General features: G+C 70.4%; 22 protein-coding genes. 12 read left to right on the top strand and 10 right to left on the bottom strand.

The annotated features are described in order from the left end of the window. Complete coding sequence (locus KXR53_RS14800; protein WP_437375949.1) at positions 1-3,633, bottom strand: TonB-dependent receptor domain-containing protein; 3,633 nt, start codon at positions 3,631-3,633, stop codon at positions 1-3. A gap of 271 nt (positions 3,634-3,904) precedes the next feature. On the opposite strand from KXR53_RS14800, the gene KXR53_RS14805 reads away from it, so the two are divergent. After that, the gene (locus tag KXR53_RS14805; RefSeq protein WP_437375950.1) at positions 3,905-4,474 is read left to right on the top strand and encodes a GNAT family N-acetyltransferase; all 570 of its coding nucleotides are present in this window, start codon (positions 3,905-3,907) and stop codon (positions 4,472-4,474) included. A gap of 6 nt (positions 4,475-4,480) precedes the next feature. On the opposite strand, the gene KXR53_RS14810 is transcribed toward KXR53_RS14805, so the two are convergent. From KXR53_RS14810 to KXR53_RS14830, 5 genes are read right to left on the bottom strand one after another with little or no spacing between them, the layout of a single operon-like run. After that, on the bottom strand, positions 4,481-6,124 hold the full coding sequence (locus KXR53_RS14810) for an ABC transporter ATP-binding protein (RefSeq protein WP_437375951.1): 1,644 nt from the start codon (positions 6,122-6,124) through the stop codon (positions 4,481-4,483). Then, positions 6,121-6,975 carry an ABC transporter permease gene (locus KXR53_RS14815; protein ID WP_437375953.1) on the bottom strand — a complete coding sequence of 285 codons (855 nt, stop codon included), beginning with the start codon at positions 6,973-6,975 and terminating at the stop codon, positions 6,121-6,123. The genes KXR53_RS14810 and KXR53_RS14815 overlap by 4 nt, the downstream gene beginning before the upstream one ends. Beyond that, complete coding sequence (locus KXR53_RS14820) at positions 6,972-7,913, bottom strand: ABC transporter permease (RefSeq protein WP_437375955.1); 942 nt, start codon at positions 7,911-7,913, stop codon at positions 6,972-6,974. The genes KXR53_RS14815 and KXR53_RS14820 overlap by 4 nt, the downstream gene beginning before the upstream one ends. A gap of 25 nt (positions 7,914-7,938) precedes the next feature. After that, positions 7,939-9,495, bottom strand: a complete 1,557-nt coding sequence (locus tag KXR53_RS14825) for an ABC transporter substrate-binding protein (protein WP_437375957.1) — start codon at positions 9,493-9,495, stop codon at positions 7,939-7,941. Positions 9,496-9,537: 42 nt separating this feature from the next. Then, positions 9,538-10,662 carry a C45 family autoproteolytic acyltransferase/hydolase gene (locus KXR53_RS14830; RefSeq protein ID WP_437375958.1) on the bottom strand — a complete coding sequence of 375 codons (1,125 nt, stop codon included), beginning with the start codon at positions 10,660-10,662 and terminating at the stop codon, positions 9,538-9,540. 171 nt (positions 10,663-10,833) lie between these two features. Between KXR53_RS14830 and KXR53_RS14835 the strand changes: the two genes are divergently transcribed. Together KXR53_RS14835 and KXR53_RS14840 are read left to right on the top strand one after the other, a co-directional pair. Next, complete coding sequence (locus KXR53_RS14835; protein WP_437375959.1) at positions 10,834-11,772, top strand: GntR family transcriptional regulator; 939 nt, start codon at positions 10,834-10,836, stop codon at positions 11,770-11,772. Further along, a complete protein-coding gene (locus tag KXR53_RS14840) occupies positions 11,769-12,302 on the top strand; it encodes a GNAT family N-acetyltransferase (protein ID WP_437375961.1) in 534 nt (177 codons plus the stop codon). Before KXR53_RS14835 ends, KXR53_RS14840 begins: the two co-directional genes overlap by 4 nt. A 183-nt stretch (positions 12,303-12,485) precedes the next feature. On the opposite strand, the gene KXR53_RS14845 is transcribed toward KXR53_RS14840, so the two are convergent. From KXR53_RS14845 to KXR53_RS14855, 3 genes are all read right to left on the bottom strand, one after another. After that, positions 12,486-13,232 (bottom strand): C13 family peptidase, encoded by a 747-nt coding sequence (locus tag KXR53_RS14845; RefSeq protein ID WP_437375963.1) that lies wholly within the window; start codon positions 13,230-13,232, stop codon positions 12,486-12,488. Between the two features lie 29 nt (positions 13,233-13,261). Further along, positions 13,262-13,681, bottom strand: coding sequence for a VOC family protein (locus KXR53_RS14850; protein WP_437375964.1), 420 nt, complete (start codon positions 13,679-13,681; stop codon positions 13,262-13,264). Positions 13,682-13,841: 160 nt separating this feature from the next. Next, positions 13,842-14,543, bottom strand: coding sequence for an aspartate/glutamate racemase family protein (locus KXR53_RS14855; protein WP_437375966.1), 702 nt, complete (start codon positions 14,541-14,543; stop codon positions 13,842-13,844). A gap of 195 nt (positions 14,544-14,738) precedes the next feature. Here KXR53_RS14855 and ybaL point away from each other — a divergent pair, with 195 nt between their 5' ends. Then, on the top strand, positions 14,739-16,532 hold the full coding sequence (gene ybaL / locus KXR53_RS14860; RefSeq protein ID WP_437375967.1) for a YbaL family putative K(+) efflux transporter: 1,794 nt from the start codon (positions 14,739-14,741) through the stop codon (positions 16,530-16,532). Positions 16,533-16,939: 407 nt separating this feature from the next. Beyond that, the gene (gene oxlT, locus KXR53_RS14865; RefSeq protein WP_437375968.1) at positions 16,940-18,271 is read left to right on the top strand and encodes an oxalate/formate MFS antiporter; all 1,332 of its coding nucleotides are present in this window, start codon (positions 16,940-16,942) and stop codon (positions 18,269-18,271) included. A gap of 160 nt (positions 18,272-18,431) precedes the next feature. Here the strand turns inward: oxlT and phnF are convergent, their stop codons facing one another. Next, on the bottom strand, positions 18,432-19,166 hold the full coding sequence (gene phnF, locus KXR53_RS14870; protein WP_437375969.1) for a phosphonate metabolism transcriptional regulator PhnF: 735 nt from the start codon (positions 19,164-19,166) through the stop codon (positions 18,432-18,434). Positions 19,167-19,278: 112 nt separating this feature from the next. Here phnF and phnG point away from each other — a divergent pair, with 112 nt between their 5' ends. The 7 genes from phnG to KXR53_RS14905 all read left to right on the top strand — a co-directional run bounded on the left by phnG (position 19,279) and on the right by KXR53_RS14905 (position 25,225). Next, a complete protein-coding gene (phnG, locus tag KXR53_RS14875) occupies positions 19,279-19,749 on the top strand; it encodes a phosphonate C-P lyase system protein PhnG (protein WP_437375970.1) in 471 nt (156 codons plus the stop codon). Next, complete coding sequence (gene phnH, locus KXR53_RS14880) at positions 19,746-20,351, top strand: phosphonate C-P lyase system protein PhnH (RefSeq protein ID WP_437375971.1); 606 nt, start codon at positions 19,746-19,748, stop codon at positions 20,349-20,351. The genes phnG and phnH overlap by 4 nt, the downstream gene beginning before the upstream one ends. 4 nt (positions 20,352-20,355) lie before the next feature. Further along, positions 20,356-21,474, top strand: coding sequence for a carbon-phosphorus lyase complex subunit PhnI (locus KXR53_RS14885; protein ID WP_437375972.1), 1,119 nt, complete (start codon positions 20,356-20,358; stop codon positions 21,472-21,474). A 174-nt stretch (positions 21,475-21,648) separates the two neighbouring features. Further along, positions 21,649-22,593, top strand: coding sequence for an alpha-D-ribose 1-methylphosphonate 5-phosphate C-P-lyase PhnJ (locus KXR53_RS14890; RefSeq protein ID WP_437375973.1), 945 nt, complete (start codon positions 21,649-21,651; stop codon positions 22,591-22,593). Next, positions 22,590-23,369, top strand: coding sequence for a phosphonate C-P lyase system protein PhnK (gene phnK / locus KXR53_RS14895; protein WP_437375975.1), 780 nt, complete (start codon positions 22,590-22,592; stop codon positions 23,367-23,369). Before KXR53_RS14890 ends, phnK begins: the two co-directional genes overlap by 4 nt. A 3-nt stretch (positions 23,370-23,372) precedes the next feature. Continuing rightward, on the top strand, positions 23,373-24,095 hold the full coding sequence (phnL, locus tag KXR53_RS14900) for a phosphonate C-P lyase system protein PhnL (RefSeq protein ID WP_437375977.1): 723 nt from the start codon (positions 23,373-23,375) through the stop codon (positions 24,093-24,095). After that, positions 24,092-25,225 carry an alpha-D-ribose 1-methylphosphonate 5-triphosphate diphosphatase gene (locus tag KXR53_RS14905; protein WP_437375979.1) on the top strand — a complete coding sequence of 378 codons (1,134 nt, stop codon included), beginning with the start codon at positions 24,092-24,094 and terminating at the stop codon, positions 25,223-25,225. Before phnL ends, KXR53_RS14905 begins: the two co-directional genes overlap by 4 nt. Positions 25,226-25,452: the final 227 nt, after the last annotated feature.

Below are 25,452 nucleotides of genomic sequence, written 5' to 3' on the forward strand. Positions count from 1 at the left end.
CTAGAAGCGGATCGACGCGGTGGCGGCGACCAGCCGTCCCGGCGCCTCCACCCCGAAGGCGGTGTCGTAATCCTCGTCGAACAGGTTGCGCACCACGAAGCCGAGGGCGATCCGCTTGTCCAGCGGCTCCCAGCTGATCGCGAGATTGGTGCTGCCGAAGCCGTCGATCTCCGGCAGCCCCGGCCCGCTGGACTGTGGCCCGGCCCAGACCCGCTCGATCTGCGCCCGGATCTGCAGCGGGTGCACCCAGACGGCGCCGATCCGGGCCGTCCAGTCCGGCACGAAGGGGATGCGCTTGCCCTCGCCGAGGCCCTCGGTTACCTCCGACCGGATCAGCGAGGCCGAGCCGTAGACGCCGATGCCGCCGTCGAACCAGACATTGCCGGCGGCGGTGACCCGGTCGGTCCGGCCCCGCTCGACCTCGAGCGTGACCAGCTGCGCCGAGGGATAGGCGAAGGAGAGGTTCTCCAGCTCCTGATGCTGCCCCTCCAGGCTGGTGAACAGATGCGGGCTCCACTCCGCCTCCCAGCGGACGGTGTAGCTGGTGGCGACGCCGCCCGTGGCCAGAGGCAGCGTGTCCGGCACGATGCCGACGGTGTCGACCGGGGCCAAGGTCAGGTTGCCCGGCGTCTCGGCGCCGCGCTGGACCGCGGCGCGCAGCCAGTGCCCCTCGGCCGGCGACCAGGCCACGCCCAGCCGCGGCTCCAGCACCACGTCGGGCACCGGCCCGCCGTCGCCGGCGCGGACGATGCCGGTGCCGAAGTCGATCCGCAGGGCGGGGGAGGGTGTCCAGCGGCCATAGGCGAAGACCCGGCCGAGCGTCTGGTCGGTTTCGCTCCGGGTCACGTCATGTGCCCGGTCGGTCTGCACCTCCCGACCAAAGAGCTTGATCGAGGTCCAGGCGGTCTCATCGACCGACAGCGTCGACCGCGTGGACAGGACCTCGAACCCGTACTGGACCGTGATGTCGCCCGCGCCCCACGCGTGGGCCAGGCCGCCCATGGTGGTGTCGATGCGCTGCTTGACGATGTCGTCGACCCGCAGGTCGTAGCTGACGATGTCCGGGAAGTTCGGGTCGGGGATGTCGAACAGCAGCGTGCGGTTGAAGTCCCGGCGCTCGACATGGCTGCGCTGGACCATGGCGGTCAGGCGGCTGCGCTCGCCGAGGCGGTAGCCGAAGGCCAGGCCGCCGGAGACGGCCCGGCTGCGCTCGCTGGCGAAGGGCGAGGGCGTCAGCGACGTTCCGGCGATCTCGCTGCCGGCGTCGCCGCCGTCGATCCAGGCCGCGAAGCTGCCGCCCAGCCCCAGGCGCCCGGCGATGCGGGCGGAGCCGCTCCAGCTGTCGCTGTCGTCGCCGTGGTCGTCGCCGTCATTGTCGACCCGGGCGAAGCTGGCCCGGAAGGCCAGCGGGATCGGGGCGATGGTGTAGCCGTCGATATCCACCCCCTCAGTGTGGCCGATCGTGTCGCCGACGGTGACGAAGCCGCCGGTCAGCTGTGCGTCGAGGAACGGCCGGGGCAGCAGGTCCGTCCGGCGCTGCCGCGACGAAGCCAGGGTGGGGTCGAGCAGCAGTGACTGGATCTCCGCCGACAGCGCCACCCGGTCCGGCACGGCGGGGTCGGTGCCGAAGACGGTCGGCTGGGCGATGACCGAGCGGCCGAGATAGCTGGCGGCGCTGAACGGGTCGTCGGTCCGGTCGTTGTAGTAGCGACCCCAGTCGAGCAGGCCGAGATTGGCATAGGCCGCCAGCAGCGGCGGCCCCAGCCGGTTGCCGAGATTGGCGGTGCTGAGCGCCACGCTGCCCTGGTTGCTGCGGGCCGCGATCTCCCGCGCGTTGCGGATTGCCTCGTCCGCCTCGGCCTCGTCGAAGGCGATGATGGTCCGCATGCTGGGGACCATCGGATCGTTCGGGTCCAGCCGGTCGGCATTGTCGAGCGTCTGCTTCGCCTGATCGGTCCGGCCCAGCGCGTATTGCGCCGCGGCCAGGCCCTGCAGGTTCTCGGAGGAGGCGGGATTGGCGGCCGAGGCGGCAAGGAACTTCTCCAGCGCGCCGTCGACGTCGCCGGTCTCGAAGGCCAGGATGCCTTCGCCCACCAGGGTGATACCGGACTCGGGATCGGCCGCCCGCGCCTGGTCCAGCAGCGCCCGGGCACGGCCGACCATGCCGGCCTCGAGATAGATCACCGCCCGGTTGACCAGGACGTTGGCGGCGTCGGGATCGAGCGCGGCGGCCCTGCCCAGGGCGGCATCGGCCTCGACCAGCCCGCCGCGGATATCGTGCAGCATGCCGAGGTCGTTCCAGGCCTCGGCATCGCCCGGGGCCTCGCCGGTGGCTCGGCGCAGCAGCGCCAGCGCACCGTCCGGGTCGTTGGCGAAGGCGACCTTGTAATTGGCCGCCATGCGCAGGGCTTCGGGATCGTCCGGATCGATCGCCAGCGCCCGGTCGACCGCCTGCCGCATCCCTTCGCGGTCGCCGAGCACCTGCGCTGCCGTGGCCTCGCCGACGGCGATGTCGAGATCGCCGGGGAAACGGCCGGCGCCCGACTGCAGGGTGGCGTAGGCGGCCGGCAGGTCGCCCCGGATCGCCTGCAGCCAGGCCAGCCCTTCGACCGCGACGGGATCGTCGCTCGCCGCGAGCTCGCGTTCCATCGCCGCCGGGTCGCCGGCCCGACCGGATTTCGTTCCCGCGAAGAAGCGGCCCATCCGGGCCAGCAGCCGGATCCGGCCGGTGCCAACGGCTTCGGCGGCGGCGAAGGCGCCGGCGGCCTCATCGTCGCGGCCGGCCCGGCCGGCCATGATGCCGTCGAGCAGGTCCGCCCGGGCCGTCTGCTCCGGCGTCAGCGGCCCGGCCGCCCGGGCCCGGGCGAGGGCGGCGGCCGCCGCCGCGGGGCCCTCGATCTCCAGCCCCGCCTCGGCCAGGGACAGCCAGTCCTCCGCCGAACGCTGCGCCTCCAGCACGGCGGTGACGCGGCGATACATCTCCCGCCGGCCGCGGGAGGTCGTGTCCGACGCGGGAAAGGCGTCGAACACGGCGCCCGGCGCCAGCCAGAACAGCATCTGCTCCCGGTCCTTCGGCGTGGTGACGATGATCTTGGCCGGCGCGCTGCCGACCGCCGCCACCGCCGCCTCGCCGCGGCCGACGCTGACCCGCCCGAACTCGTTGCTCAGCTCGACCACGCCGGACAGCACGACCAGGGTGGTCCTACCGTCCGGCCCGACCGTCAGCGACCAGTCGGTGCCGCGGATCGCCGCGGTCGCGGCCGGCGTTGTGATCTCCACGCCGCCGCCCCCGGTCACGGCCCGGGCCCACACCGCCCCGGAGTCCAGCTCCATCCGCGCCGGGCCGCCGTCGCCGCCGACCTCGCGGACCAGCAGCTGCGAGTTGTTGTGGACGCGGATCTGCGTCTGGTCCGCGAACAGGATCGCCAGCCCGCCCAAGGGGCCGGTGCGCAGCGCGTCGCCGCCCAGCAGCACCTGCTGCACCTCCACGTCCTGCCAGAGCTCCGTGGCGGTGAAGCGGATCTCGGATTCCCCGGCGGTCTGGATGACGGCGCCCGCGGCCCTGCCGTCGCGCGGCACGATCGCGGCATCGGCTGTGTCGAAACAGAAGAGAGGAAGAGCAAGACTCAACATGCTCAATGAAATCCGCCGAAGAACGGGGCGGTGCATCGAATATTCTCCATCAACAATACGCTTGTGGCCGCGCCGAAGAACGCTGACGGGAGCGCCGCCGGCCGGTCGAATTCGAAACAATAGAATCGAAAACCCCCTCGATCCCCCTACATTCAGGGGGGCAAAGCCGTTCCGTCAATATCGTTCCGCACGCGGCTCGCCGCCGAGCCTGGCCTCCGGCGCGGCGGGGCTGTCAGGCTGCGGGCAGGGACATGATCGGGAGGACAGTGTCGTGACGCTGACAATTCTTCCGGTGACGCCCGATCTGTGGCCGGCGCTGGAGGATCTGTTCGGTCCGTTCGGCGCCAGCAACGGCTGCTGGTGCATGCATTGGCGGATCGGCCGCGCCTATTGCCGGCGGCCGCGCGAGCAGAACCGGGCGGCGTTGCGCGAGATCGTCGAGCACGGCCCGCCACCCGGCCTGCTCGCCTTCGATGGCGACCGGGCGGTGGGCTGGTGCCAGCTCGGGCCGCGCGACGAGCTGCGGTGGCTCGAACGCACTTGGTGGTTTCGGCGGGTGGATGATCTGCCGGTCTGGTCGATCTCCTGCTTCTATGTGCGCCGGGGCTGCCGCCGGCAGAACGTCATGGCGCAGCTCGTCGCCGCGGCGCTGCCGGCGGCGAAGCGGGCGGGCGCGCCGGCTCTCGAAGCCTATCCGGTCGACACCGGCGTGCCGGGCAGCACGCGGAACATCTTCACCGGCACGGCCTCGACCTTCCTGCGCGCCGGCTTCACGGAGGTCGCCCGCCGCGCGCCGGCCCGCCCGATCATGCGCCACGACCTCAGGGTGATCGCGGGGTAGCTCGTCTCACGCCGCCGCGATGCGCCGGCCCTTCAGCTCGAAGCCGCCGCCGTCCAGCCGGTGCAGGGCCGGGGCCGCCGCCAGCAGCTCGCGGGTGTAGTCGTGCTGCGGCCGGTCGAACACCGCGTCGCGCGGCCCCGCCTCGACGATCTTGCCGGCCTGCATCACCGCCACCCGGTCCGCCACCTGTTCGACCGCGCCCAAATCGTGCGACACGAACAGGCAGGCGAAGCCGTAGCGGTCCTGCAGCGCCCGGAACAGCTCCAGGATCTGCTTCTGCACCGTCATGTCGAGCGCCGAGACCGGCTCGTCGGCGATGACGAAGGCCGGGCGGCGGATGATCGCCCGGGCGATCGCCACGCGCTGGCGCTGTCCGCCCGACAGCTGGTGCGGATAGCGTCGGGCATGATCGGGCGACAGGCCGACATCGATCAGCGTCTCGGCCAGCCGCTCGGCCTTCTGCCGGGCGGTCATCTCCGGCACCAGCCGCAGCGGCTCGGCCACGATCGGACCGACACGCATCCTGGGGTCGAGCGACGAATAGGGATCCTGGAAGATCATCTGGCAGTTCAGCCGGTGGTCCCGCGCCGCGGCGTCCCGGTGGTCGCCATGCACGTCCCGACCGCGGAACAGGATGCGGCCGTGGCTGGGCCTCAGCAGGCCGACGATGGCGCGGCCCAGCGTGGTCTTGCCGCTGCCGCTGCCGCCGACGAGGGCCACCGTCTCGCCCGGATGGATCGCCAGGCTGACCCCGTCCACCGCCCGCTTCGGCGGGGTGCGCGAGAACAGGCGCTGCCGGCCGGCATGGTCGATGGTCACGTCCTCGACCGCGATCAGCGGCTCGCCTTGGTCGGCCACCGGCCGGGCGGGGCCGCGCTTGGGCAGCGCGTCCAGCAGCTTGCGGGTGTAATCGTCGCGCGGGCTGAGCAGCACCTGCTCGGTCGGGCCGCCGTCGACGGCGCGGCCGTGCTGCAGCACCACGACGTGGCGGGCGTAGCGCGCCACCATCGCCAGGTCGTGGCTGATCATCAGCACCGCGGTGCCGTTCTCGCGCGTCAGCTCGACCATCAGGTCCAGCACCTCGCGCGCGACCAGCGTGTCCAAGGCCGTGGTCGGCTCGTCGGCGATCAGCAGGGCCGGCTTCGTCAGCATCACCGAGGCCAGCATGATCCGCTGCCGCATGCCGCCCGAGAACTCGTGCGGGTAGGCGGCCAGGCATCGCTCCGGATCAGCGATGCGGATCCGCTCCAGCATCGCGAGACTCCGGCGCCGGACCTCGGCATCGTCCAGGCGCAGATGCAGCTTCAGCGCCTCCGCCATCTGCCGGCCGATGGCCATCGACGGGTTCAGCGACACCATCGGCTCCTGGAACACCATGCCGATGCGGGCGCCGCGGATCTTCCGCAAGGCGCGGGGCGGCAGCCCCGCCAGGTCCTGGCCATCGAAGCGGATCGACCCGCCGATCCGCTGCATCGGCGGCGGCAGCAGGTCCAGCACGGCGCGCGCCGCCATGGTCTTGCCGCTGCCGGATTCGCCAACCAGCGCCAGCATCTCGCCGGCCGGCAGCGCGAAGCTGAGATCGTCGACCACCACCGGGCCGCCCTCGCCGGCGCGGATGGTGAGGTGCTCGACCGAGAGGAGAGGGGTCATCGCTGCATCCTCGGGTCGAGGCGGTCGCGGATCGCGTCGCCGAACAGGTTGATGCCGAGCAGGGTCAGGGAGATGCACAGGCCGGGGAAGATGCCGAGCCAGGGCGCCGTGCCGATATAGGGCCGGCTGGCGGCCAGCATGTTGCCCCAGGTGGCGGCCGGCGGCGGCACGCCAAGGCCGAGGAAGCTGAGCGCGCTCTCCGACAGCAGCACCCAGCCGAACATGCTGGTGGCCAGCACGGTCAGCGGCGCGATGCAGTTCGGCAGCACGTGCCGGGCCATGGTGTACAGCTCGGAATTGCCCATCAGCTGCGACGCCTCGACGAATTCGCGGCTGCGCACCGACAGCACCGTGCCGCGCACCACCCGCACCACCGAGGGCATGTAGGCCAGGCCGAGGGCCAGGATGATGCCGTATTTGTTGGCGCCGAGGATCGCCATGATGCCGAGCGCCAAGAGGATGCCGGGGAAGGCCAGAAGGGCGTCATTGAACATCATGATCACGCGGTCGACCCAGCCGCGCAGATAGCCGGTCAATACCCCGATCAGCGTGCCGCCGGTCACCGCGGTGGCGACGGTCAGGAGGCTGATCCAGCTGCTGGTGCCGGCGCCGCTCATCGCCCGGCTCAGCACGTCGCGGCCGAACTCGTCGGTGCCCAGCCAATGCGCGGCCGAAGGCGGCTTGAACCGCGACAGGATGTCGATCTTCAGCGGGTCGTAGGGCGTCCACACCGCGCTGACCAGCGCGGTCACCACGAGCGTTCCGATGATCAGCCCGCCGATCGCCGCATTGGCGCGGATGCGCGGCCGTGGGGCGGCGATAGAGGAGGGGGAGTCAGCCTGTGCGCTCATGCCGTCACCCGCGGATCGAACAGGGGGTAGAGGAGGTCGACGACAAGGTTGACCACGACATAGATGCCGGCGACGAACAGCAGGCAGCCCTGCACCACCGGATAGTCGCGGGCATAGATCGAATCGACCAAGAGGCGGCCGAGGCCGGGGATGGTGAACACCGTCTCGACCACGGCGATGCCGCCCAGCAGGTTGCCCAGGATCAGGCCGATCAGGGTCCAGGTCGGGGCGAAGGCGTTGCGGAAGGCGTGGCGCCACAGCACCGCCCCCTCCGACAGGCCCTTGGCCCGGGCATGGGTGATGTATTCCAGCCGCATCACCTCGATCGTGCTGGCCCGCGCCATGCGGGCGACGACGCCGGTCTCGACCAGTACCAGCGTCGCCACCGGCATGATCATGTAGAGCAGCGCGGCGCCGGCATCCTCGGCGAAGGGGACGTAGCCGATCACCGGCAGCCACTGCAGCTTGAGGCCGAACAGCAGCAGCATCAGCAGGCCCAGCCAGAAGCTCGGGATCGACAGCAGCAGCGTGGCGCCGGAGATGACGGCGAGGTCCAGCGGGCTGTCCTGCCGCCAGGCCGCGACCATGCCGGCCGGCACCGCCACCAGGCTGGCCAGGGCCACCGCGACCAGCACGATGGTGGCGCTGACCGAGAAGCGATCCAGGATCAACGGCAGTACCGCCTGGCCGGTGCTGATCGATCGGCCGAAGTCACCCGACAGCACATTGCCGAGCCAGTACAGAAACTGCACCGGGATCGGCTGGTCGAGCCCGAGCGACCGGCGCAGATCGGCGATGGCGGACGGGTCCGCCATGTCGCCCAGCATCAGCGTCACCGGGTCGCCCGGGATCAGGCGGATCAGGGCGAAGACGGTGACGGCGACGATCAGCAGCGTCGGCACCGCCATGCCCAGGCGCTGCAGCAGGAAGCGAATCATCGCAGCCTCCCTCGACCGGGTCGGTTCAGTTCTTGATCGCCACGTTCCACAGCCGCGGCTTCGACGCCACCCAAGGCTTGTAGCCTTCGAGCCGGTCGGAGATCGCGGCGATCTCCGCGCCATTGTAGGTGACGATCAGCGGCACGTCGGCGATCTGCATCTGATGCAGCTTGTCGAAGATCGCCTGGCGCTGCTCCGGGTCGCCGATCACCATGGCCTCCTGGATCAGCTTCAGCGCCTCCGGGTTCTCCCACACCTTGCGCGGCTGCTTGTCCTTGGGGCCGGAGATCATCTCGTAGCTCAGCGCCGGGTCCATCCGGGCGGAATAGCTGAACGACATGGTCTGGTAGTCGCCGGAGGTGTAGCGGTCCAGCTGGGCGCCCCAGTCCAGCACCTCCAGCTCGATGTTGATGCCGGCCTGCTGCGCCAGGGCCTGGGCGAGGATCGCGGTGTCGTAGACGCTCTGGTATTTGCGGTTGACCAGCATCTTGATCGGCTGGCCGTGGTAGCCGGCCTCGGCCAGCAGGCGCTTCGCCTCCTCCATGTCCCGGCTGTAGCCCTGCTCCTCCACCTCGGTGTGGTAGGGGCTGGCGGTCGGGACCACCGAGGGGTTGGGCGGTGCGGTGCCCATCGTCGTCGCCTGGGCGATCTGCGAGTTGTCGATCGCCATGGCCAGCGCCCGGCGGATGCGCACATCCTTCAGCAGGGGGTCGCGGGTCTGGAACAGGATCGCACTCATCGACAGGGTCTGCGCCAGCTCGGTGTGCACGCCCTTCTGGCCGTCGATCTCGGCCTTGTCGGCGACGCTGACATCCGGCACCAGATCGATGTCACCGGACAGCAGCGCGGTCTTCGCCGCCGCCGGGTCGCCGATGATGTTGAAGCGCACGGTCTCGGCCAGCGCCTGCTTGCCGCCGGTGTAGCCGTCGCGGTCGCCGCCGCGCGAGGCGTAGCCGTCGAAGCGCTTCAGGGTGACGTACTGGCCGGGCTCCCACTTCTCCAGCCGGTACGGGCCGGTGCCGATCGGGGCGATCCATTTGCCGTCCGGGCCGACCGAATCCGGGTGCAGGATCGCGCCCTCGGCGCAGTCGGTCCGGGCCATGGTGGTCAGGAACAGGGCGCTCGGCGCGTTCAGGCGGAACACCACCGTCTTCGGGTCCGGCACCTCGACCGCCTCGATCTTCATCCGGCCGCGGCCGTCGAACTCCGGCAGGCAGCGCCACTCGGTCTTGGGGTCGAGCCAGCGCTTCCAGCTCCACACCACCTCGGCCGAGGTCATGGGTGCGCCGTTCTGGAACTTCACCCCGTCGCGCAGCGTGAAGGTGTAGGTCTTGCCGTCGTCGGAGACGGCGACGCTGTCGGCCAGCATCGGCCCGACCGTGGCGTCCTCGCGATAGGCGACCAGGCCCTCGACGACATGCAGGATCACCGCATCGGTGTTGTCGTCGCGCTTGGTGCCAGGGTCGGTGCTGCGCAGGTCGCCATTCAGCGCCACGCGGATGGTGTCGGACGGCGGCGCCGCCCAGGCCGGAATGGTCGTGGCGAGCGCCGCCGTGAGCGCAAGAAGGGACAGTCTGGTCATCAGGGCCTCCCTGTGTTGAGGCGATGCGAAGGGCCGGGCGGTTCAGGCCGCGTTCTTGGTCCGGCGGGTCAGGTCGAGCGAGTAGGTGGTGAAGGTCCGGTTCAGCGCCGGCAGGGGCGCCACCTCCATGACGCCCTCTGCCGGGCGCATGATCACCATCGCGACCGTGGCCGACAGGTTGTTCCGCTGCGACGGGCGCGGCGGCCGGCACACGGCATAGGGCGTGCCGAAATCGTCGAAGAAGGCGGCCTTCATGTCCTCGGCGGTCAGCTGGCCGCGCTTGGCCCCGAGGTGCTGCTGCACCCGCCAGTCGCGGTAGTAGCTCTCGGGCGAGCTCGGGATCCCGGCCTCCTTCAGCTTCGACAGCGCGACCGGGCTGCGCCAGTGGTTGGCGTGCACCAGCAGCCCGTCTTCCGGATAGAGGGGGAAGGTCTCGTCCGGCGCGCATTCGAAGTCGATGGCGAAGCCGCCGGCGTTGCTCAGGATCATGTTGTTCGAGGCGGATTTCGGCGTCACCGCCACGATCCGCATCGACAGGGCGAAATGCTCCTGCTCCAACGCCTTGCGCCGGATCAGCGGCAGCGGCACGCCGACCCCCAGCTTGTAGTCGCGGTCGGATTCCAGATAGTTGGCGGTGATCGCGGTGCCGACCGAGTTCAGCCCGTTGCGGGCCAGGCCGCCGGCCTCGGTGAAGGTCAGCACATCCGGCCCGTCCTCACGCCGCACCCGCAGCACGATCGCGGTCTCGGCGCATTCCGCCCGCCAGTCCCAGTTCTGGCCATGGATCAGCTGGCCGTCGGCGCTGGCCGACCCCAGGATCACGGCGCCGGTGCAGCCGTCGGGATCGTCCTCGACCAGGCCCTTCCGCCGGTGCGCCAACTGCATCACCTCGGTGCGGCAGTTGATCAGCGCCACCGCCTCGAACTCCAGCTCCACCCCCTCGGCGATGCCGCGCATCTCCTCGATCAGCTCCGGCGCGAACGCCTCCATCTTCGGCACGAAGTCGGCGACGAAGCCGCGGATCTGCGCCCAGTCGTAGCCGAGATCGCGCAGCTGCCGGGCATAGACCTCGACGCTCTTGCGCGTGCGGTCGGCCGCGGCGGCGCCGTATTGCCGGCCGCGCTCGCGCGGCGTGCCGTGGATGTCGACGAAGGGAAAAGGCGTCATGATCGGCGACCCATTGTCATCGGATGGTCACACCGTAATGTGCTTTGTGGAGACGAAAAACACATTTTTCAGGCATGCTGTGAAGTCGAAAGAATTTTACGTGCCCGTTGCGCGTGCTTTTCCCGCGCCGCGCGATGGCTATCATGAGGGTGTGAAAGCGTGGAGCACGGCGTGACGGCAGCGGTGGAAGCGGCGGAGCGGGCGAGCCCGCTGCAATTGGAACTGGCCCGGCAGATCGTCGAGCGCATGCGCGACGAGGGCTGGCCGCCTGGCACGCGCGTGTCGGAACAGGCGTTGGCCCGGGCGCTCGGCGTGTCGCGCTCGCCGATCCGCGGTGCGCTCGACCTGCTGGTCGCGCGCGGCGTGCTGGAGGCGGCGTCCGGCCGCGGCTTCGTCGTGCTGCGCCGGCCGGAGGGCGACGAGATCGCCAAGCTGATCCCGCGCTCGGAGGGCGAGGAGGTCTACGTCGCGATCATGACCGACCGCGCCAATGGCCGCTTGCCGCAGGAGGTGTCGGAGGCGGAGCTGATCCCGCGCTACGGCGCCTCGCGCGGCGTGATCCGCAAGGTGCTGATGCGCTTCGCAGCCGAGGGGCTGGTGCAGCGCCAGCGCGGCCATGGCTGGCGCTTCGTCGACTCGCTGGAGACCGACGAGGCGGTGGCCGAGAGCTACCAGTTCCGCATGGTGGTGGAATGCGCCGCGCTGCGGCAGCCGGGCTTCCGCGTCGACCGCGAGCGGGTGCAGCAGCTGCGCCGGGCGCATGAGGACATCCTGGCCCGCGCCGCCGGCGGCGTCGGCACGGACGAATGGTTCCGGGTCAACACCGCCTTCCACGAGATGCTGGCTGCCTCCTCCGGCAACCGCTTCTTCCTGCAGGCGGTGCGACAGCAGAACGCCCTGCGCCGGATGCAGGAATACGCCGATTTCGTGCAGCTGCCGCAGAGCCGGGTCGAACAATCGTGCCGCGAGCATCTGGCGATCCTCGACGCGCTCGAGGCCGGCGAGATCGAATGGGCGGCGGCGCTGCTGCACCGCCATTTGGCCCTGGCCGCCGGCACCTATGCAGGCGAGGCCGTGGAGGGCAAGCCGCGGGCCGAGCTGAGCGCATGACGGGAGCGAAGGCATCCTACCGGATCCGTCCGGGCCGCCCGGACGAGGTCGAGACGGTCCGCGCCATCGAGGTCGCGGCGGCGTCGCAGTTCCGCGGCATCGGCCTGCCGCAGATCGCGGCGCTTGAGCCGGCGGAGCGGCAGGAGGTGCTGCTGCGGGCGCGGGAAGGGCGGCTGCTGGTCACGGTCGACGCCGTCGACCGGCCGGTCGCCTTCGCCCTGTTCGGCGAGGTCGACGGCACGCTGCATATCGAGGAGCTCGACGTTCATCCCGACCATGCCCGGCGCGGCCTGGGGGCGGCGCTGATCGACCGGATCGAGGCCGTCGCCGGCGACCGGGGGCTGCCGGAGCTGACCCTGTCGACCTTCCGCGACGTGCCCTGGAACGCGCCCTACTACGCCCGGCTCGGTTTCGTGCCGATGCCGGACGAGGAGCTCGGCCCCGGCCTCGGCGCGATCCGCGACATGATCGCGGCCAGGGGCATCGACATCATCCCGCGCCTGTTCATGCGGCGGCCGGTGAGGGCGTAGCTTCAAGCTGGTCTCAGGATGGATGGGCCGACGCCGCCCCCTCACCCGAAATCGCTGCGCGATTTCGACCTCTCCCCAAGGAGAGGTGAAGGGGGCGCTAGCTGATATTCCCCTCTCCTCGGGGAGAGGGAGGGGCCCATTCGCGGCAGCGAATGGGAGGGTGAGGGGGATCGCGCCGAGACCTCAGAACGCCGTCAGCCCGGCGACATCGCGGCCGAAGGCGGATTGCGGCTCCGACGCCGGGAAGTCCTCCGCCCGTTCGCGCCGGGCGACGCAGCCGGAGACCTCGGCCGCGATCGCGGTCCAGGCGGCGCCGCGCCGCAGCGAGTCGAGGAAGCACCGGTCGTAATAGGTGTAGCGGTCGTCGGCGCCGCAGCCGAAGGACGGCCGGTCGGCGCGGGCCGCGGTCAGGACGATACGGTCCGGCGTCGTCAGCGCCGGCGTGTCGGTATAGATGCCGGAGTAGCAGCCGGAGGTGACCAGGACGGTCGGGCGGCCGGCGCAGGCGCGGTCCAGGGCCTGCGCCAGGTAGGCCGGCGGGATCACCGCATCCTCGGCGGCGACGAACAGGCCGTAGCCCTCGGCGCCATGCGAGGTGATGTAGACGAAACAGCCCGTGTCGGCGGGGCCGGCCAGACCGGCGATCCCGGCATCGACATTCGCCTTGGTCGCAACCGAATCCGGCCGCCGGGCGTCGGCCTTCAGCACGGCGATATCGCCCGCCGCCACCCCGAAGGACAGCAGCTTGCCCCGCAGCGCGTCGACCCCGTTGTCGAACACCGGCTCGGCGTCGTCGGCGGCGACCAGCAGTGCCTTCCAGCGCTGCGGCGCCTCCGCCGTGGCGGGGGAGGGGGAGGAGGCGGCCTGCTCCACGCAGCCCGACAACAGTGCCGCGAGGACGGCCATGCGAAGCGGTGCCGCGCGTCTCATTCGCCTCCTCCGAATCATCCGACCCGGACTTACCAGGCGCCGGTGTTCGGCATCGACGCCCAGGGCTCTGCCGGCGCCTTCGCCTCGCCCTTCTGCAGCAGCTCGATCGAGATGTTGTCGGGCGAGCGGACGAAGGCCATGCGGCCGTCGCGCGGCGGCCGGTTGATGGTGACGCCCGCCTTCTGCAGCTTGTCGCAGAAGTCGTAGATGTCATCGACCTCATAGGCCAGGTGGCCGAAGTTGCGGCCGCCGGTGTAGACCTCGGGGTCCCAGTTGTAGGTCAGCTCGATCGGCGCGTCCTCCTGCCCCGGCGGGGCGAGGAAGACCAGCGTGTAGCGGCCCTTCTCGTTCTCGGTCCGGCGGGTCTCCTTCAGGCCCAGCAGGTCGCGGTAGAAGTGCAGCGACTGCTCCAGGTCGGTCACGCGGACCATGGTGTGCAGGTATTTCATCGTCATCCTCCGAAAGGGCGCGGCCGTCGCGATGGCGGCGTGTGTCGGATCGTCGATCGGCGGGAGTCCGGCAAGCGCGGAAGGCGGACCGGATTCGGAACCGCGCTACAATCGTCGCCCGGCGCCGGTCTGGCAAGCCGGTCCGCCCTCGGGCCGGCGATCAGCCGCGCTCGGCCGCGACCGCCCGGCGCAGCGCCGCCTGGGCCAGAAGCCGGGTCGAATCGAGCGTCGGCAGCGGCGAGTTCGCATCGTCGATGATCAGCGGGATCTCGGTGCAGCCGAGGATGACGGCGTCGCAGCCCTCGTCCTTCATCCGCCCGATCACCCGCTGGAAGCAGGCGACGCCTTCGGGCGTGAACCTGCCGTAGACCAGCTCGTCCATGATGACGCGGTTGGCCTCCTCGCGCTCGGCGGGCGTCGGGCGCAGAACCTCCAGCCCGCGCACCGCCAGCTTCTCCGGATAGACCTCGCTGTCGACCAGCCAGCGCGTGCCGGTCAGGCCAAGCCGCCGGAAGCCGCGGGCGACGGCCTCCTCCGCCACCACCTCGGCGATATGCAGCCAGGGCAGGGGCGAGTGCGGCAGCACCTCGGGCATGGCCTGGTGGATGGTGTTGTCGGGGCAGATCAGGAAATCGGCGCCGATCCGCGCCAGCTTCTCGGCCGAGGCGAGCATCAGCCGCGCCACGCCCGACCGGTCGCCGCGCTCGAGGCAGGCGACGTAGTCGGCGAGGGACGGGGTGTGCATCGACACCTCGGGATGGGCGTGCGGGCCGAGCAGCCGCGCGCCCTCCGTGCAGATGGTCCGGTAGCAGAGCGCCGCGCCTTCGGCGGAGCAGCCGACGATGCCGATATGCTGGGGCATGGGACTCCCGGTGCTTCACGAAACGCCACCTCGGATTATCGCCGACGCCGCCATCAGCTTCCAAGCCGGAGAAAACCTCGTGACACCGCATATCAAAGGTTGTGATCGGCGCCTTCGATCATAAATGATGGAGGCCGTGTCGGCCCGGCCGATGCATCCCCGACCATCTCTGCTTCCGGAGGCCGAGGCGCATCCATGCCGCACGACACCCCCCTGATCGCCACCATCGTCGCCGGCCTCGGCCTCGCCTTCATCTTCGGTGCCATCGCCAACCGGCTGAAGGCGCCGCCGCTGGTCGGCTATCTGCTGGCCGGCATCCTGGTCGGCCCGCACACGCCGGGCTTCGTCGCCGATCAGGCCCTGGCGCCGGAGCTGGCGGAGATCGGCGTCATCCTGCTGATGTTCGGCGTCGGGCTGCATTTCTCATTGAAGGACCTGCTGTCGGTGCGGGCGATCGCGGTACCGGGCGCCGTGGTGCAGATCGGCTTCGCCACCGCGCTCGGCCTCGGCCTGGCCCTGGCCCTCGGCTGGACCGTGGCCGGCGGGCTGGTCTTCGGCCTCGCTTTGTCGGTCGCCTCGACCGTCGTGCTGCTGCGGGCGCTGCAGGAGCGCCGGTTGGTGGAGACCGAGCGCGGCCGCATCGCCGTCGGCTGGCTGATCGTCGAGGATCTGGCGATGGTGCTGGCGCTGGTCCTGCTGCCGGCGCTGGCCGGGCTGGTGAATGGCGGCATTGATGTCGGTTCGGATCCGCTCGCCGTCTCCCTCGGCCTCGACCTGGGCGTCGGCGGCATCCTGGCGCTGACCTTGGTCAAGGTCGCCGCCTTCGTCGCGCTGATGCTGATCGTTGGCCGCCGGGTGATCCCCTGGCTGCTGCACTATGTGGCGCACACCGGATCGCGCGAGCTGTTCCGCCTGGCGGTGCTGGCGATCGCGCTCGGCGTCGCCTTCGGCTCGGCCAAGCTGTTCGGCGTGTCTCTGGCGCTCGGTGCCTTCTTCGCCGGCATGGTGCTGAGCGAGTCCGAGCTGAGCCACGCCGCGGCGCAGGAGACGCTGCCGCTGCGCGACGCCTTCGCGGTGCTGTTCTTCGTCTCGGTCGGCATGCTGTTCGACCCGACCAGCCTGTGGCGCGACCCGCTGCCGATGCTGGCGGTGGTCTTCATCATCGTCATCGGCAAGTCGGTCGCGGCCTTCGTCATCGTCCGCGCCTTCCGCCATCCGGTGCCGACGGCGCTGCTGATCTCCGCCAGCCTGGCGCAGATTGGCGAATTCTCCTTCATCCTGGCCGAGCTCGGCGTGAAGCTCGGCCTGCTGCCGGAGGCGGGGCGGGACCTGATCCTGGGCGGCGCGATCCTGTCGATCCTGCTCAACCCTGTCGTGTTCAACGCCTTCGGCCGGCTGCGGCCGCTGCTCGAGCGTCCGGCGCCGGCCCCTGCGGCCGAGGAGGCACCGGCGGTGGTGGAACCCGGCCCGGCCGCCGAGGCGCCGCCCCCGGCCGAGCCGGCCACGCTGGAGGAGCCGGCGGTGCCGACCGCGCTCTCGGATCACGTCGTGCTGGTCGGCTATGGCCGCGTCGGCAGCCTGATCGGCGCAGCGCTGCAGGCCGCCGGCCGGCCGTTCCTGGTGATCGAGGATGCCGACCAGCCGATCACGCGGCTGCGCGAGGCGGGGATCGAGACCATCATCGGCAACGCCGCGGTGCCGGAAGTCCTTGGGCTGGCCAACCTGCCGGGCGCCCGGCAGCTCGCCGTCGCCGTCCCCAACGCCTTCGAGGCCGGCCAGATCGTCGCCCAGGCCCGGGCCGCCAATCCCGGCATCGCCATCATCGCCCGGGCGCATTCCGACGCCGAGGTCGAGCACCTCATCGGCCTCGGCGCCGACGCGGTGATCATGGGCGAGCGCGAGATCGCCCGCGGCATGGCGGAAGCCCTGGCCACGGGCAAGGGCGCCCCGGCCGGATTCGCGCAGAGCGCGTCACTCTCTCAGGCCTGATTGCAAACCTGTTGCGCAGGGAAGCAGGTTCAGACATATTACATTTTGTATACCAGTTGGAATCCTGCCGATCATGACTGGTCGCGGGCAGACCCGCCGACGGTTGAGAGGAGATTGTCGGCCCGCGCCGTCGCCGATCGCGCATCCGGGCGACGCGGCATGTCGGCCCGGCTTCGATGCCAAGCGGCGCTCAGCGCCTGCCTTCCTCCATGACTCGATTGGCGCTCAGCGCCCTACGCCTTTGCAGGCTCTGCCCGACGGCTCGGGATCAGGCAGGGTCGGTCTCCGGAGACCCCGGACGGCCGGTCCGATTCCGCAGGCATCGTCGTAGACCAGGAGGCCAATGAACCGCCGGCACCCAACGACCGGCCGAACGAGTGCAACGAGACACTGGGAGAGCCATCGCCATGAGTGCGATTTCCAATGCGACCGCGGGGACGGGGAGAGCCCCGACGAATCGCTGGATCCAGCTGATCGCCGGCATCGTCTGCATGGTCGCCGCCGCGAATATCCAGTACGCCTGGACGCTGTTCGTGCCGGAGATCCAGGAGACCTACGGCTGGAGCCGCGCCTCCATCCAGACCGCCTTCACCATCTTCGTCATCGTCCAGACCTGGCTGACCCCGATCGAGGGCTACTTCATCGACAAGTACGGCCCCCGTGCGCTGGTGCTGGTCGGCGGCGTCATGACCGGCCTGTCCTGGATCGTGAACTCCTATGCCACCTCGCTGGCTGGCTTCTATATCGGCGCTGCGATCGGCGGCATCGGCGTCGGCTGCGTCTACGCCACCTGCGTTAATGCCGCGTTGAAATGGTTCCCGGACCGGCGCGGCCTGGCCGTGGGCCTGACCGCCGGCGGCTATGGCGCTGGATCGGCCCTGACCATCATCCCGATCGCCAACGTGATCGCCGGCTCGGGCTACCAGGCGGCCTTCTTCTGGTTCGGCCTGGTCCAGGGCGGCATCATCTTCGCCGCCGCCTGGTTCCTGCGCGCGCCGGGCAAGGATGAGGTGACGCTCTCCACCAAGGTCGCTCAGGTGCGGCGCGACTACACCCTGGGCGAGGCGCTGCGCACGCCGGTGTTCTACGTCATGCTCGGCATGTTCATCTGTACCGTCACCGGCGGGCTGATGGCAGTGGCCCAGCTCGGCGTCATCGCCAAGGACCTCGGCGTCAAGGACATGCCGGTGAACCTGTTCTTCTTCACCATGGCGGCACTGCCTTTCGCCCTGATGCTGGACCGCATCATGAATGGCATCTCGCGGCCGTTCTTCGGCTGGGTGTCCGACCATATCGGGCGCGAGAAGACGATGTGCATCGCCTTCACCATGGAGGGCCTGGGCATCGTCGCGCTCGGCACCTTCGGCCATGATCCCTGGGCCTTCCTGATCCTGTCGGGCGTGGTCTTCCTGGCCTGGGGCGAGGTCTACTCGCTGTTCAGCGCCACCGCGGGCGACACCTTCGGCACCAAGCATCTCGGCAAGATCTACGGCGTGCTGTACTGCGCCAAAGGCGTCGCTGCGCTGCTGGTGCCGATCGGCAACCTGCTGATGGAGGCGACCGGCACCTGGTCCTCGGTGCTGTACACCGTCGCGGCCATGGATCTGTTCGCCGCCTTCATGGCGGTGGCGGTGCTGCGGCCGATGCTGCAGCGCCACCATGCGCGCAACGCCTCGGCGCTGGCGGCCGAGCCGGAGCGTGCGACCAGCCACAGCGGCCGTTTGGCCAGCGCCAACTAGGCTCTCCGATCGGGCCGGCGTTCCGCCGGTCCCCCAGGACCTGACCCGGCCGTCGCATGTCCGTCCCAGAGACGGCCGGGGATTTTCGGAGCGGCATTGCCGCTCCCGGGATGGAAGAGCCGGGCCGGGAGGGCGCCTCCCGCCCGGCTTCCGCTTTTCGTCAGCTCTCGAACACCAGCTGAATCCGGTCGCTGGCGAAGCTGGACAGGCCGTACTCGACCGGCCGGCCCTCGGCATCGACATTGACCGCCTCGGTCGCCATCACCGGCCGGGTGCGCGTGATCTCGAGCAGGCGCTGCTCCCGCGCATCCGGCAGCCGGGCCGAGACCCGGGTGCGACGGCGGGTGTAGTCGGTCACGCCGTAGCGGGCGAAGCTGGCCGTCACCGAGCCGGTCTCGCGGAAGACATCGGCCAGCCCCGGGAACCGCGCCGCCGGGAAATAGTGGCTGGCGAGGCTGAGCGGCAGCCCGTCGGCATGCGACCGCGTGTCCAGGCGGATCACATCGGTGCCGGGCGGGATCTCCAGCTCGCGCGCGACCGCGGCCGGCGCCGGCTCGATGGCCGAATCCAGCAGTTCCACCCGCGCATCCCGGTTCTCCCGGCGCATATTCTCATGAAAGCGGGTTCGCCGGCCGACCAGATAGGCGATGGCGCCGAGATGGACGAAGGTGCCACGCCCCTGGGTGACGTCGACCAGGCCCTGTTCCTCCAGTTCCGCCATCGCCCGCCGCACGGTGTGGCGGTTGACGCCGAACCGCTCCGACAGCTCTGCCTCGGTCGGCAGCCGGGCTCCGGCCGGATGCTCGCCGTCGCGGATCTCCTGCTCCAGCGTCGCGCTGATCTGGCGCCACAGCGCGACGCCGGCGCCGCGGGTCAGAGAGGTGCGCGGGCTCATGGCTGCTCTGTCACGCAAATTTCATCCTTCCCGACTTGCGGCTGTCGCCAAATCCGGCCCATGATCTAAACATACGGATGACTAGATGATTAGGCAATAGGTCTATCAGCCTATGATCGATGAAACCGAACGGCGGCGGGGCTGGATGGCCGTGCTGGCCAAGGCAGATCCCCGGATGCTGCAACGCCTGTGGGCGGATCTCGGGGGCGAGGACGGCTTCACCACGTTGCGGCCGGCCGAGACCGGCATGGTGATGGTGCGCGGCCGCGCCGGCGGCGACGGCATGCCCTTCGCCCTCGGCGAGATGACGGTGACGCGCTGCGTCGTCAAACTCCAAGGAGGCGGCCTGGACGGCAGCGACGTTCTGGGCTTCGCCTATGTCGCCGGCCGCGACCGGCGCCATGCCGAGATCGCCGCCCGGGCTGACGCTCTGCTGCAGACCGACCGGCACGATGCCATCGAGGCCGGGCTGATCGCGCCGCTGCGCCGGGCGCAGGCGGAGCGACGCGACGCGGCCCGGCGCAAGGCGGCGGCGACACGGGTCGACTTCTTCACCATGGTGCGCGGAGAGAACCCGCGATGAGCCTGCTCCTCGATTCCACAGCGCTGCTGCCCGGCTTCGCCGACCCGGTGCTCGGCAGCCAGTCGGTGTTCCGCGCGGTGCTCGACGCCCTGGCCCGGCCGGGCCGGTCGGTCGCCTGCCCGGAGCCGGTCACGGCGCCCGAACCGCTCGGCCCCGCCATGGCCGCTGTCGCCTTGACGCTGGTCGATCTCGACACGCCGGTCTGGCTCGATCCGGCGCTGTCGACCCCGGCGGTGCAGAGCTTCCTGCGCTTCCACACCGGCGCCCCGGTCGTCTCCGATCCGGCGGCGGCCGCCTTCCTCTTCGTGGCCGATAGCGCGTTCCTGCCGCGCCTCGGCGGCCTGTCGCTGGGCGAGGACCGCTATCCCGACCGCTCGGCCACGCTGGTGGTCGAGGTGCCGGCGCTGGACGGCCCCGAATCCGGACGGTTCACCGGCCCCGGTATCAAGATGGCCGAGCCGGCCCGCATCACCGGACTGCCTGGCTGGTTCCGTGAGGACTGGGCGGCCAACGGCGCCGCCTATCCGCTCGGCGTCGACCTTCTGCTGACCTGCGGCGACCGGATGCTGGGCCTGCCGCGCACCACCCGCTGGGAGGGCTGATCCGATGTATGTCGCCGTCAAAGGAGGCGAGCGCGCGATCGAAAACGCCCAGAGGCTGCTGGCGGAGACCCGTCGCGGCGACCCGGCGGTGCCGGAGATCGCGCCGGACCAGATCCGCGAGCAGCTCGGCCTCGCCGTCGACCGGGTGATGGCCGAGGGCTCGCTCTACGACCGCGACCTCGCGGCGCTGGCGATCAAGCAGGCGCAGGGCGACCTGGTCGAGGCGATCTTCCTCCTGCGCGCCTACCGCACCACGCTGCCACGCTTTGCGGTGTCGGAGCCGATCGACACCGCCGCGATGACGGTGCGGCGGCGCATCTCCGCCACCTACAAGGACATTCCGGGCGGCCAGATCCTGGGGCCGACCTACGACTACACGCACCGCCTGATCGACTTCGCCCTGGCTGCGGCGGGCGAGCCGCCGGCGGCGCCGGAGGGTGAGGCAGGGCCGGACGGACCGGTGCCGCGGGTGGTCGACATCCTCAACCGCGAGGAGCTGATCGAGCGCGAGGCCGAGGCGCCGGAGGGACATGAGCCGGTCGACCTGACCCGCGATCCGCTGACCCTGCCGGCCGACCGCGACCAGCGGCTGCAGAATCTGGCGCGCGGAGACGAGGGCTTCCTGCTGGCACTCGGCTATTCGGTGCAGCGCGGCTATGGCGGCAACCATCCCTTCGCCGGCGAGATCCGGCTGGGCGAGGTGGCGGTCGAGATCGTGCCGGAGGAGCTGGGCTTTCCGATCGAGATCGGCGAGATCACCGTCACCGAATGCCAGATGGTGAACCAGTTCGCCGGGTCGAAGACCGCACCGCCGCAATTCACCCGCGGCTACGGCCTGGCCTTCGGCCATTGCGAGCGCAAGGCCATGGCGATGTCGCTGGTCGACCGGGCGCTCAGGGCCCGCGAGCTGGGCGAGGCGGCGCGCTACCCGGCGCAGGATGAGGAGTTCGTGCTGGCGCACAGCGACAATGTCGAGGCCTCGGGCTTCGTGCAGCATCTCAAGCTGCCGCATTACGTCGACTTCCAGGCCGAGCTGGAACTGATCCGCCGGCTGCGGGCGGAGCATGAGCGCCGTGCCCGCGAGACGGACGAGGCGGCGACCCGGAAGGAGGCGGCGGAATGAGCGCCGGTATCGTGACGAAGAGGGCAGGGCGGGGCCACCCCCTCACCCTCCCAGCCCTGGCGGGCTGGGCCCCTCCCTCTCCCCGAGGAGAGGGGAATGGAGGTGAGCGCTGTTTCACCTCTCCTTGGGGAGAGGTCGAAATCGCGCAGCGATTTCGGGTGAGGGGGAGAGCCGATGTCTGACGTGGGAATCGCCGTGACCAGGGATCCCGGCTACAACTTCGCCTATCTCGACGAGCAGACCAAGCGGATGATCCGCCGGGCGCTGCTGAAGGCAGTGGCGATTCCCGGCTACCAGGTGCCGTTCGGCGGCCGCGAGATGCCGGTGCCTTATGGCTGGGGCACGGGCGGCATCCAGGTCACCGCCAGCATCATCGGCCCGGATGACGTGCTGAAGGTGATCGATCAGGGCGCCGACGACACCACCAACGCCGTCAACATCCGCCGCTTCTTCGCCCGCGTCGCCGGGGTTGCGACCACCGAGGACACCGGCGAAGCCACGGTGATCCAGACCCGCCACCGCATCCCGGAGCAGCCGCTGTCCGAGGGCCAGATCCTGGTCTACCAGGTGCCGCAGCCAGAGCCGCTGCGGCGGCTCGAGCCGCGCGAGACCGAGGCCCGGATGATGCACGGCTATGCCGATTACGGGCTGATGCATGTCCGCCTCTACGAGGACATCGCCCGCTACGGCCACATCGCCACCACCTACGACTATCCGGTGATGGTGCACGGCCGCTACCTGATGGCGCCGTCGCCGATCCCGAAATTCGACAATCCGAAGATGCACATGAACCCGGCGCTGCAGCTGTTCGGGGCGGGGCGCGAGAAGCGGATCTACGCCATTCCGCCCTACACCCAGGTGGTCAGCTTGGATTTCGAGGACCACCCCTTCACCATCCAGCATTGGGACCAGCCCTGCGCCCTGTGCGGGGCCGAGGACAGCTATCTCGACGAGGTCGTGCTCGACGACGCCGGCGGTCACATGTTCGTCTGCTCCGACAGCCATCACTGCCGCACCCGGCGCGAGGCCGGCCATCGCGGCGCCCTGAGCGGCGAGGCTCTGGCCGCCTATGATCGCGCGGTCGAGCAGGCGCACGACCCCAAGGGAGCCGAGGCATGAGCGGCGACATCCTGCTGCGGGTCGAGGGCCTGACCAAGCTGTACGGCGACACCGTCACCGGCTGCCGCGACGTGGCCTTCGAGATGTCGCCGGGCGAGGTGCTGGGCATCGTCGGCGAGAGCGGATCGGGCAAGACCACGCTGCTCAACTGCATCTCCGGCCGGCTGCCGCCCAGTTCCGGCACGGTCGCTTTCGACACCCGTGTCCGCGGCCTGACCGACATCTACGCCCTGTCGGAGCCGGAGCGGCGGATGCTGGCCCGCACCGACTGGGGCTTCGTACACCAGAACCCGCGCGACGGGCTGCGCATGGATGTCAGCGCCGGCGCCAATGTCGGCGAGCGGCTGATGGCGGTCGGCGCCCGGCACTATGGCCGGATCCGCGGCCAGGCGCAGGACTGGATGGACAAGGTCGAGCTCGACCTCGGCCGCATCGACGACCGGCCGACAACCTATTCCGGCGGCATGCAGCAGCGGCTGCAGATCGCCCGCAACCTGGTCACCAATCCGCGCCTCGTCTTCATGGACGAGCCGACCGGCGGTCTCGACGTCTCGGTCCAGGCCCGGCTGCTCGACCTGCTGCGTGGCCTGGTGCGCCGGCTCGGCATCGCCGTGGTGCTGGTCACCCACGATCTCGCCGTCGCCCGCCTGCTGGCCGACCGCCTCATGGTGATGCGGCATGGACGGGTGGTGGAGACCGGCCTGACCGACCAGGTGCTGGACGACCCGCAGCACCCCTACACCCAGCTCCTCGTCTCCTCCGTCCTGCAGGTCTGAGCCATGCCGAACACGACTGCGATGATCGAAGTCTCCGGCCTGTCCAAGACCTTCGTGCTGCATAACAGGGGAGGGATGGGGCAGGGCGGGGTGCGGCTGCCGGTGTTCGACGGCGTCGACTTCGCCGTGGGACCGGGCGAATGCGTGGTGCTGGGCGGCCCGTCCGGCGCGGGCAAGAGCACCTTCATGCGCACCCTCTACGGCAACTACCTGGCCTCGGCCGGGCGGGTGCTGATCCGTCACGACGACCAGCTCGTCGACATCACCGCGGCGCCGCCGCGCAGGATCCTGGAGGTGCGGCGCCGGACCCTCGGCTATGTCAGCCAGTTCCTGCGGGTGATCCCGCGCGTGCCGACGCTGGAGATCGTCAAGGAGCCGATGCTGGCCTCCGGCGTGGCCGAGGCGCAGGCCGACCGCCGCGCCCGCACCCTGCTGGCCCGGCTGAACCTGCCGGAGGCCCTGTGGAACCTGCCGCCTGCCACCTTCTCCGGTGGCGAGCAGCAGCGGGTCAATCTCGCGCACGGTTTCGCGATGGAGTATCCCATCCTTCTCCTCGACGAGCCGACGGCCTCGCTCGACGCCGACAACCGGCGCGTGGTCATCGAGCTGATCGAGGAGGCCAAATCGCGCGGCGCCGCCATCGTCGGGATCTTCCACGACACGGCGGTCCGCGACCGGGTGGCGACCCGGATCTTCGACGTCACGCTCTACAAGGCGGCCGCATGAGCACGGAACTGATCTTTTCCAATGCCCGGATCGTCACCCCCGATGCCGTGGTCACCGGCACGCTGCGGGTCGAAGGCGGCCGCATCGTTGCGGTGGAGGAGGGAGCATCCGGGGCCGGCGACGATCTCGACGGCGACTATCTGATCCCGGGGCTGATCGACCTGCACACCGACCATCTCGAGCGCCATGTGGCGCCGCGGCCCGGGGTGATGTGGAACAGCGTCTCGGCGGCGCTGGCGCATGACGCCCAGGTCGCCACCGCCGGCATCACCACGGTGTTCGACAGCCTGTCGCTGATGAGCGAGCACAAGGGCTCGCCGCGCGGCAGCCTGCTGCGGCCGATGGTCGACGGGCTGGAGGCGGCGCGCCGGCAGGACATGCTGCGGGCCGACCATTTCCTGCATTTGCGCTGCGAGGTGGCCGACCCGCATGTGCTCGACTACCTGTCGGTTCTGGTCGAGGACCCGTCGGTCCGCCTGCTTTCGATCATGGACCACACGCCCGGGCAGCGGCAGTACGCCCAGGTCGAGAAATGGCGCCAGGCCAACCGCCACCGCTACAGCGAGGCGGAGCTGGACGTGCTGATGAAGGAGCGGCAGGCGGCGCAGGAGGCGCATGCCCATCGGCACCGCCTCGCCATCGCCGAGCTCGCCGCTGGCCGCGGCCTGGCCCTGGCCAGCCATGACGACGAGACCCCGGCCCATGTCGACGAGGCGGTGTCGCTCGGCGTCTCGATCTCGGAGTTCCCGACCACGGCGGGGGCAGCCCAGGCGGCGCGGACTCACGGCCTGTCGATCCTGATGGGCGCCCCGAACGTGGTCCGCGGCGGCTCGCACAGCGGCAATGTCGGCGCGGCGGAGCTGGCGACGGCCGGGCTGCTCGACATTCTCGCCTCCGACTACGTGCCGATCAGCATGCTGCACGCCGTCTGCCTGCTGGCCGAGGCGCCGGTCGGGCTGGGCCTGCCACGGGCGGTGGCGCTGGTCAGCGCCAACCCGGCCAAGGCGGCGGGCCTCGACGACCGCGGCGCGATCGCGCCGGGGCTGCGGGCCGACCTCGTCCGCTTCCGGCTGATCGATGGCGTGCCCCACATCCGCGGCGTGTGGCGCGCCGGCAAGCGGGTTGCTTGAGCTGGTCGAGCCGATGAACCACCGCGTTGCCTCTCCCGCTTGCGGGAGCTTTTCGAGACATCCGTCCCATACCCGTCATTGCGAGGAGGCGAAGCCGACGAAGCAATCCAGGGGCCAATGCGAGCGGCCCTGGATTGCTTCGCTGCGCTCGCAATGACGGTGTTGGGAATCGGAAAAGCGCCCGCCAGGCGGGAGAGGTAACGCGAACCACCTGTTTGCCCGATGTT

Source organism: Inquilinus limosus (genome assembly GCF_051487185.1).
GTDB lineage: Bacteria > Pseudomonadota > Alphaproteobacteria > DSM-16000 > Inquilinaceae > Inquilinus > Inquilinus limosus_F.

Coding starts and splice junctions, on each gene's coding strand:
- KXR53_RS14820 (WP_437375955.1), bottom strand. CDS start 7,913: ATGATTCGCTTCCTGCTGCAGCGCCTGGGCATGGCGGTGCCGACGCTG.
- KXR53_RS14905 (WP_437375979.1), top strand. CDS start 24,092: ATGAGCACGGAACTGATCTTTTCCAATGCCCGGATCGTCACCCCCGAT.
- KXR53_RS14815 (WP_437375953.1), bottom strand. CDS start 6,975: ATGAGCGCACAGGCTGACTCCCCCTCCTCTATCGCCGCCCCACGGCCG.
- phnF (WP_437375969.1), bottom strand. CDS start 19,166: ATGAGCCCGCGCACCTCTCTGACCCGCGGCGCCGGCGTCGCGCTGTGG.
- KXR53_RS14850 (WP_437375964.1), bottom strand. CDS start 13,681: ATGAAATACCTGCACACCATGGTCCGCGTGACCGACCTGGAGCAGTCG.
- phnL (WP_437375977.1), top strand. CDS start 23,373: ATGCCGAACACGACTGCGATGATCGAAGTCTCCGGCCTGTCCAAGACC.
- phnG (WP_437375970.1), top strand. CDS start 19,279: ATGATCGATGAAACCGAACGGCGGCGGGGCTGGATGGCCGTGCTGGCC.
- oxlT (WP_437375968.1), top strand. CDS start 16,940: ATGAGTGCGATTTCCAATGCGACCGCGGGGACGGGGAGAGCCCCGACG.
- KXR53_RS14890 (WP_437375973.1), top strand. CDS start 21,649: ATGTCTGACGTGGGAATCGCCGTGACCAGGGATCCCGGCTACAACTTC.
- KXR53_RS14885 (WP_437375972.1), top strand. CDS start 20,356: ATGTATGTCGCCGTCAAAGGAGGCGAGCGCGCGATCGAAAACGCCCAG.
- KXR53_RS14800 (WP_437375949.1), bottom strand. CDS start 3,633: ATGTTGAGTCTTGCTCTTCCTCTCTTCTGTTTCGACACAGCCGATGCC.
- ybaL (WP_437375967.1), top strand. CDS start 14,739: ATGCCGCACGACACCCCCCTGATCGCCACCATCGTCGCCGGCCTCGGC.
- KXR53_RS14855 (WP_437375966.1), bottom strand. CDS start 14,543: ATGCCCCAGCATATCGGCATCGTCGGCTGCTCCGCCGAAGGCGCGGCG.
- KXR53_RS14825 (WP_437375957.1), bottom strand. CDS start 9,495: ATGACCAGACTGTCCCTTCTTGCGCTCACGGCGGCGCTCGCCACGACC.
- KXR53_RS14840 (WP_437375961.1), top strand. CDS start 11,769: ATGACGGGAGCGAAGGCATCCTACCGGATCCGTCCGGGCCGCCCGGAC.
- phnH (WP_437375971.1), top strand. CDS start 19,746: ATGAGCCTGCTCCTCGATTCCACAGCGCTGCTGCCCGGCTTCGCCGAC.
- KXR53_RS14845 (WP_437375963.1), bottom strand. CDS start 13,232: ATGAGACGCGCGGCACCGCTTCGCATGGCCGTCCTCGCGGCACTGTTG.
- KXR53_RS14830 (WP_437375958.1), bottom strand. CDS start 10,662: ATGACGCCTTTTCCCTTCGTCGACATCCACGGCACGCCGCGCGAGCGC.
- KXR53_RS14810 (WP_437375951.1), bottom strand. CDS start 6,124: ATGACCCCTCTCCTCTCGGTCGAGCACCTCACCATCCGCGCCGGCGAG.
- phnK (WP_437375975.1), top strand. CDS start 22,590: ATGAGCGGCGACATCCTGCTGCGGGTCGAGGGCCTGACCAAGCTGTAC.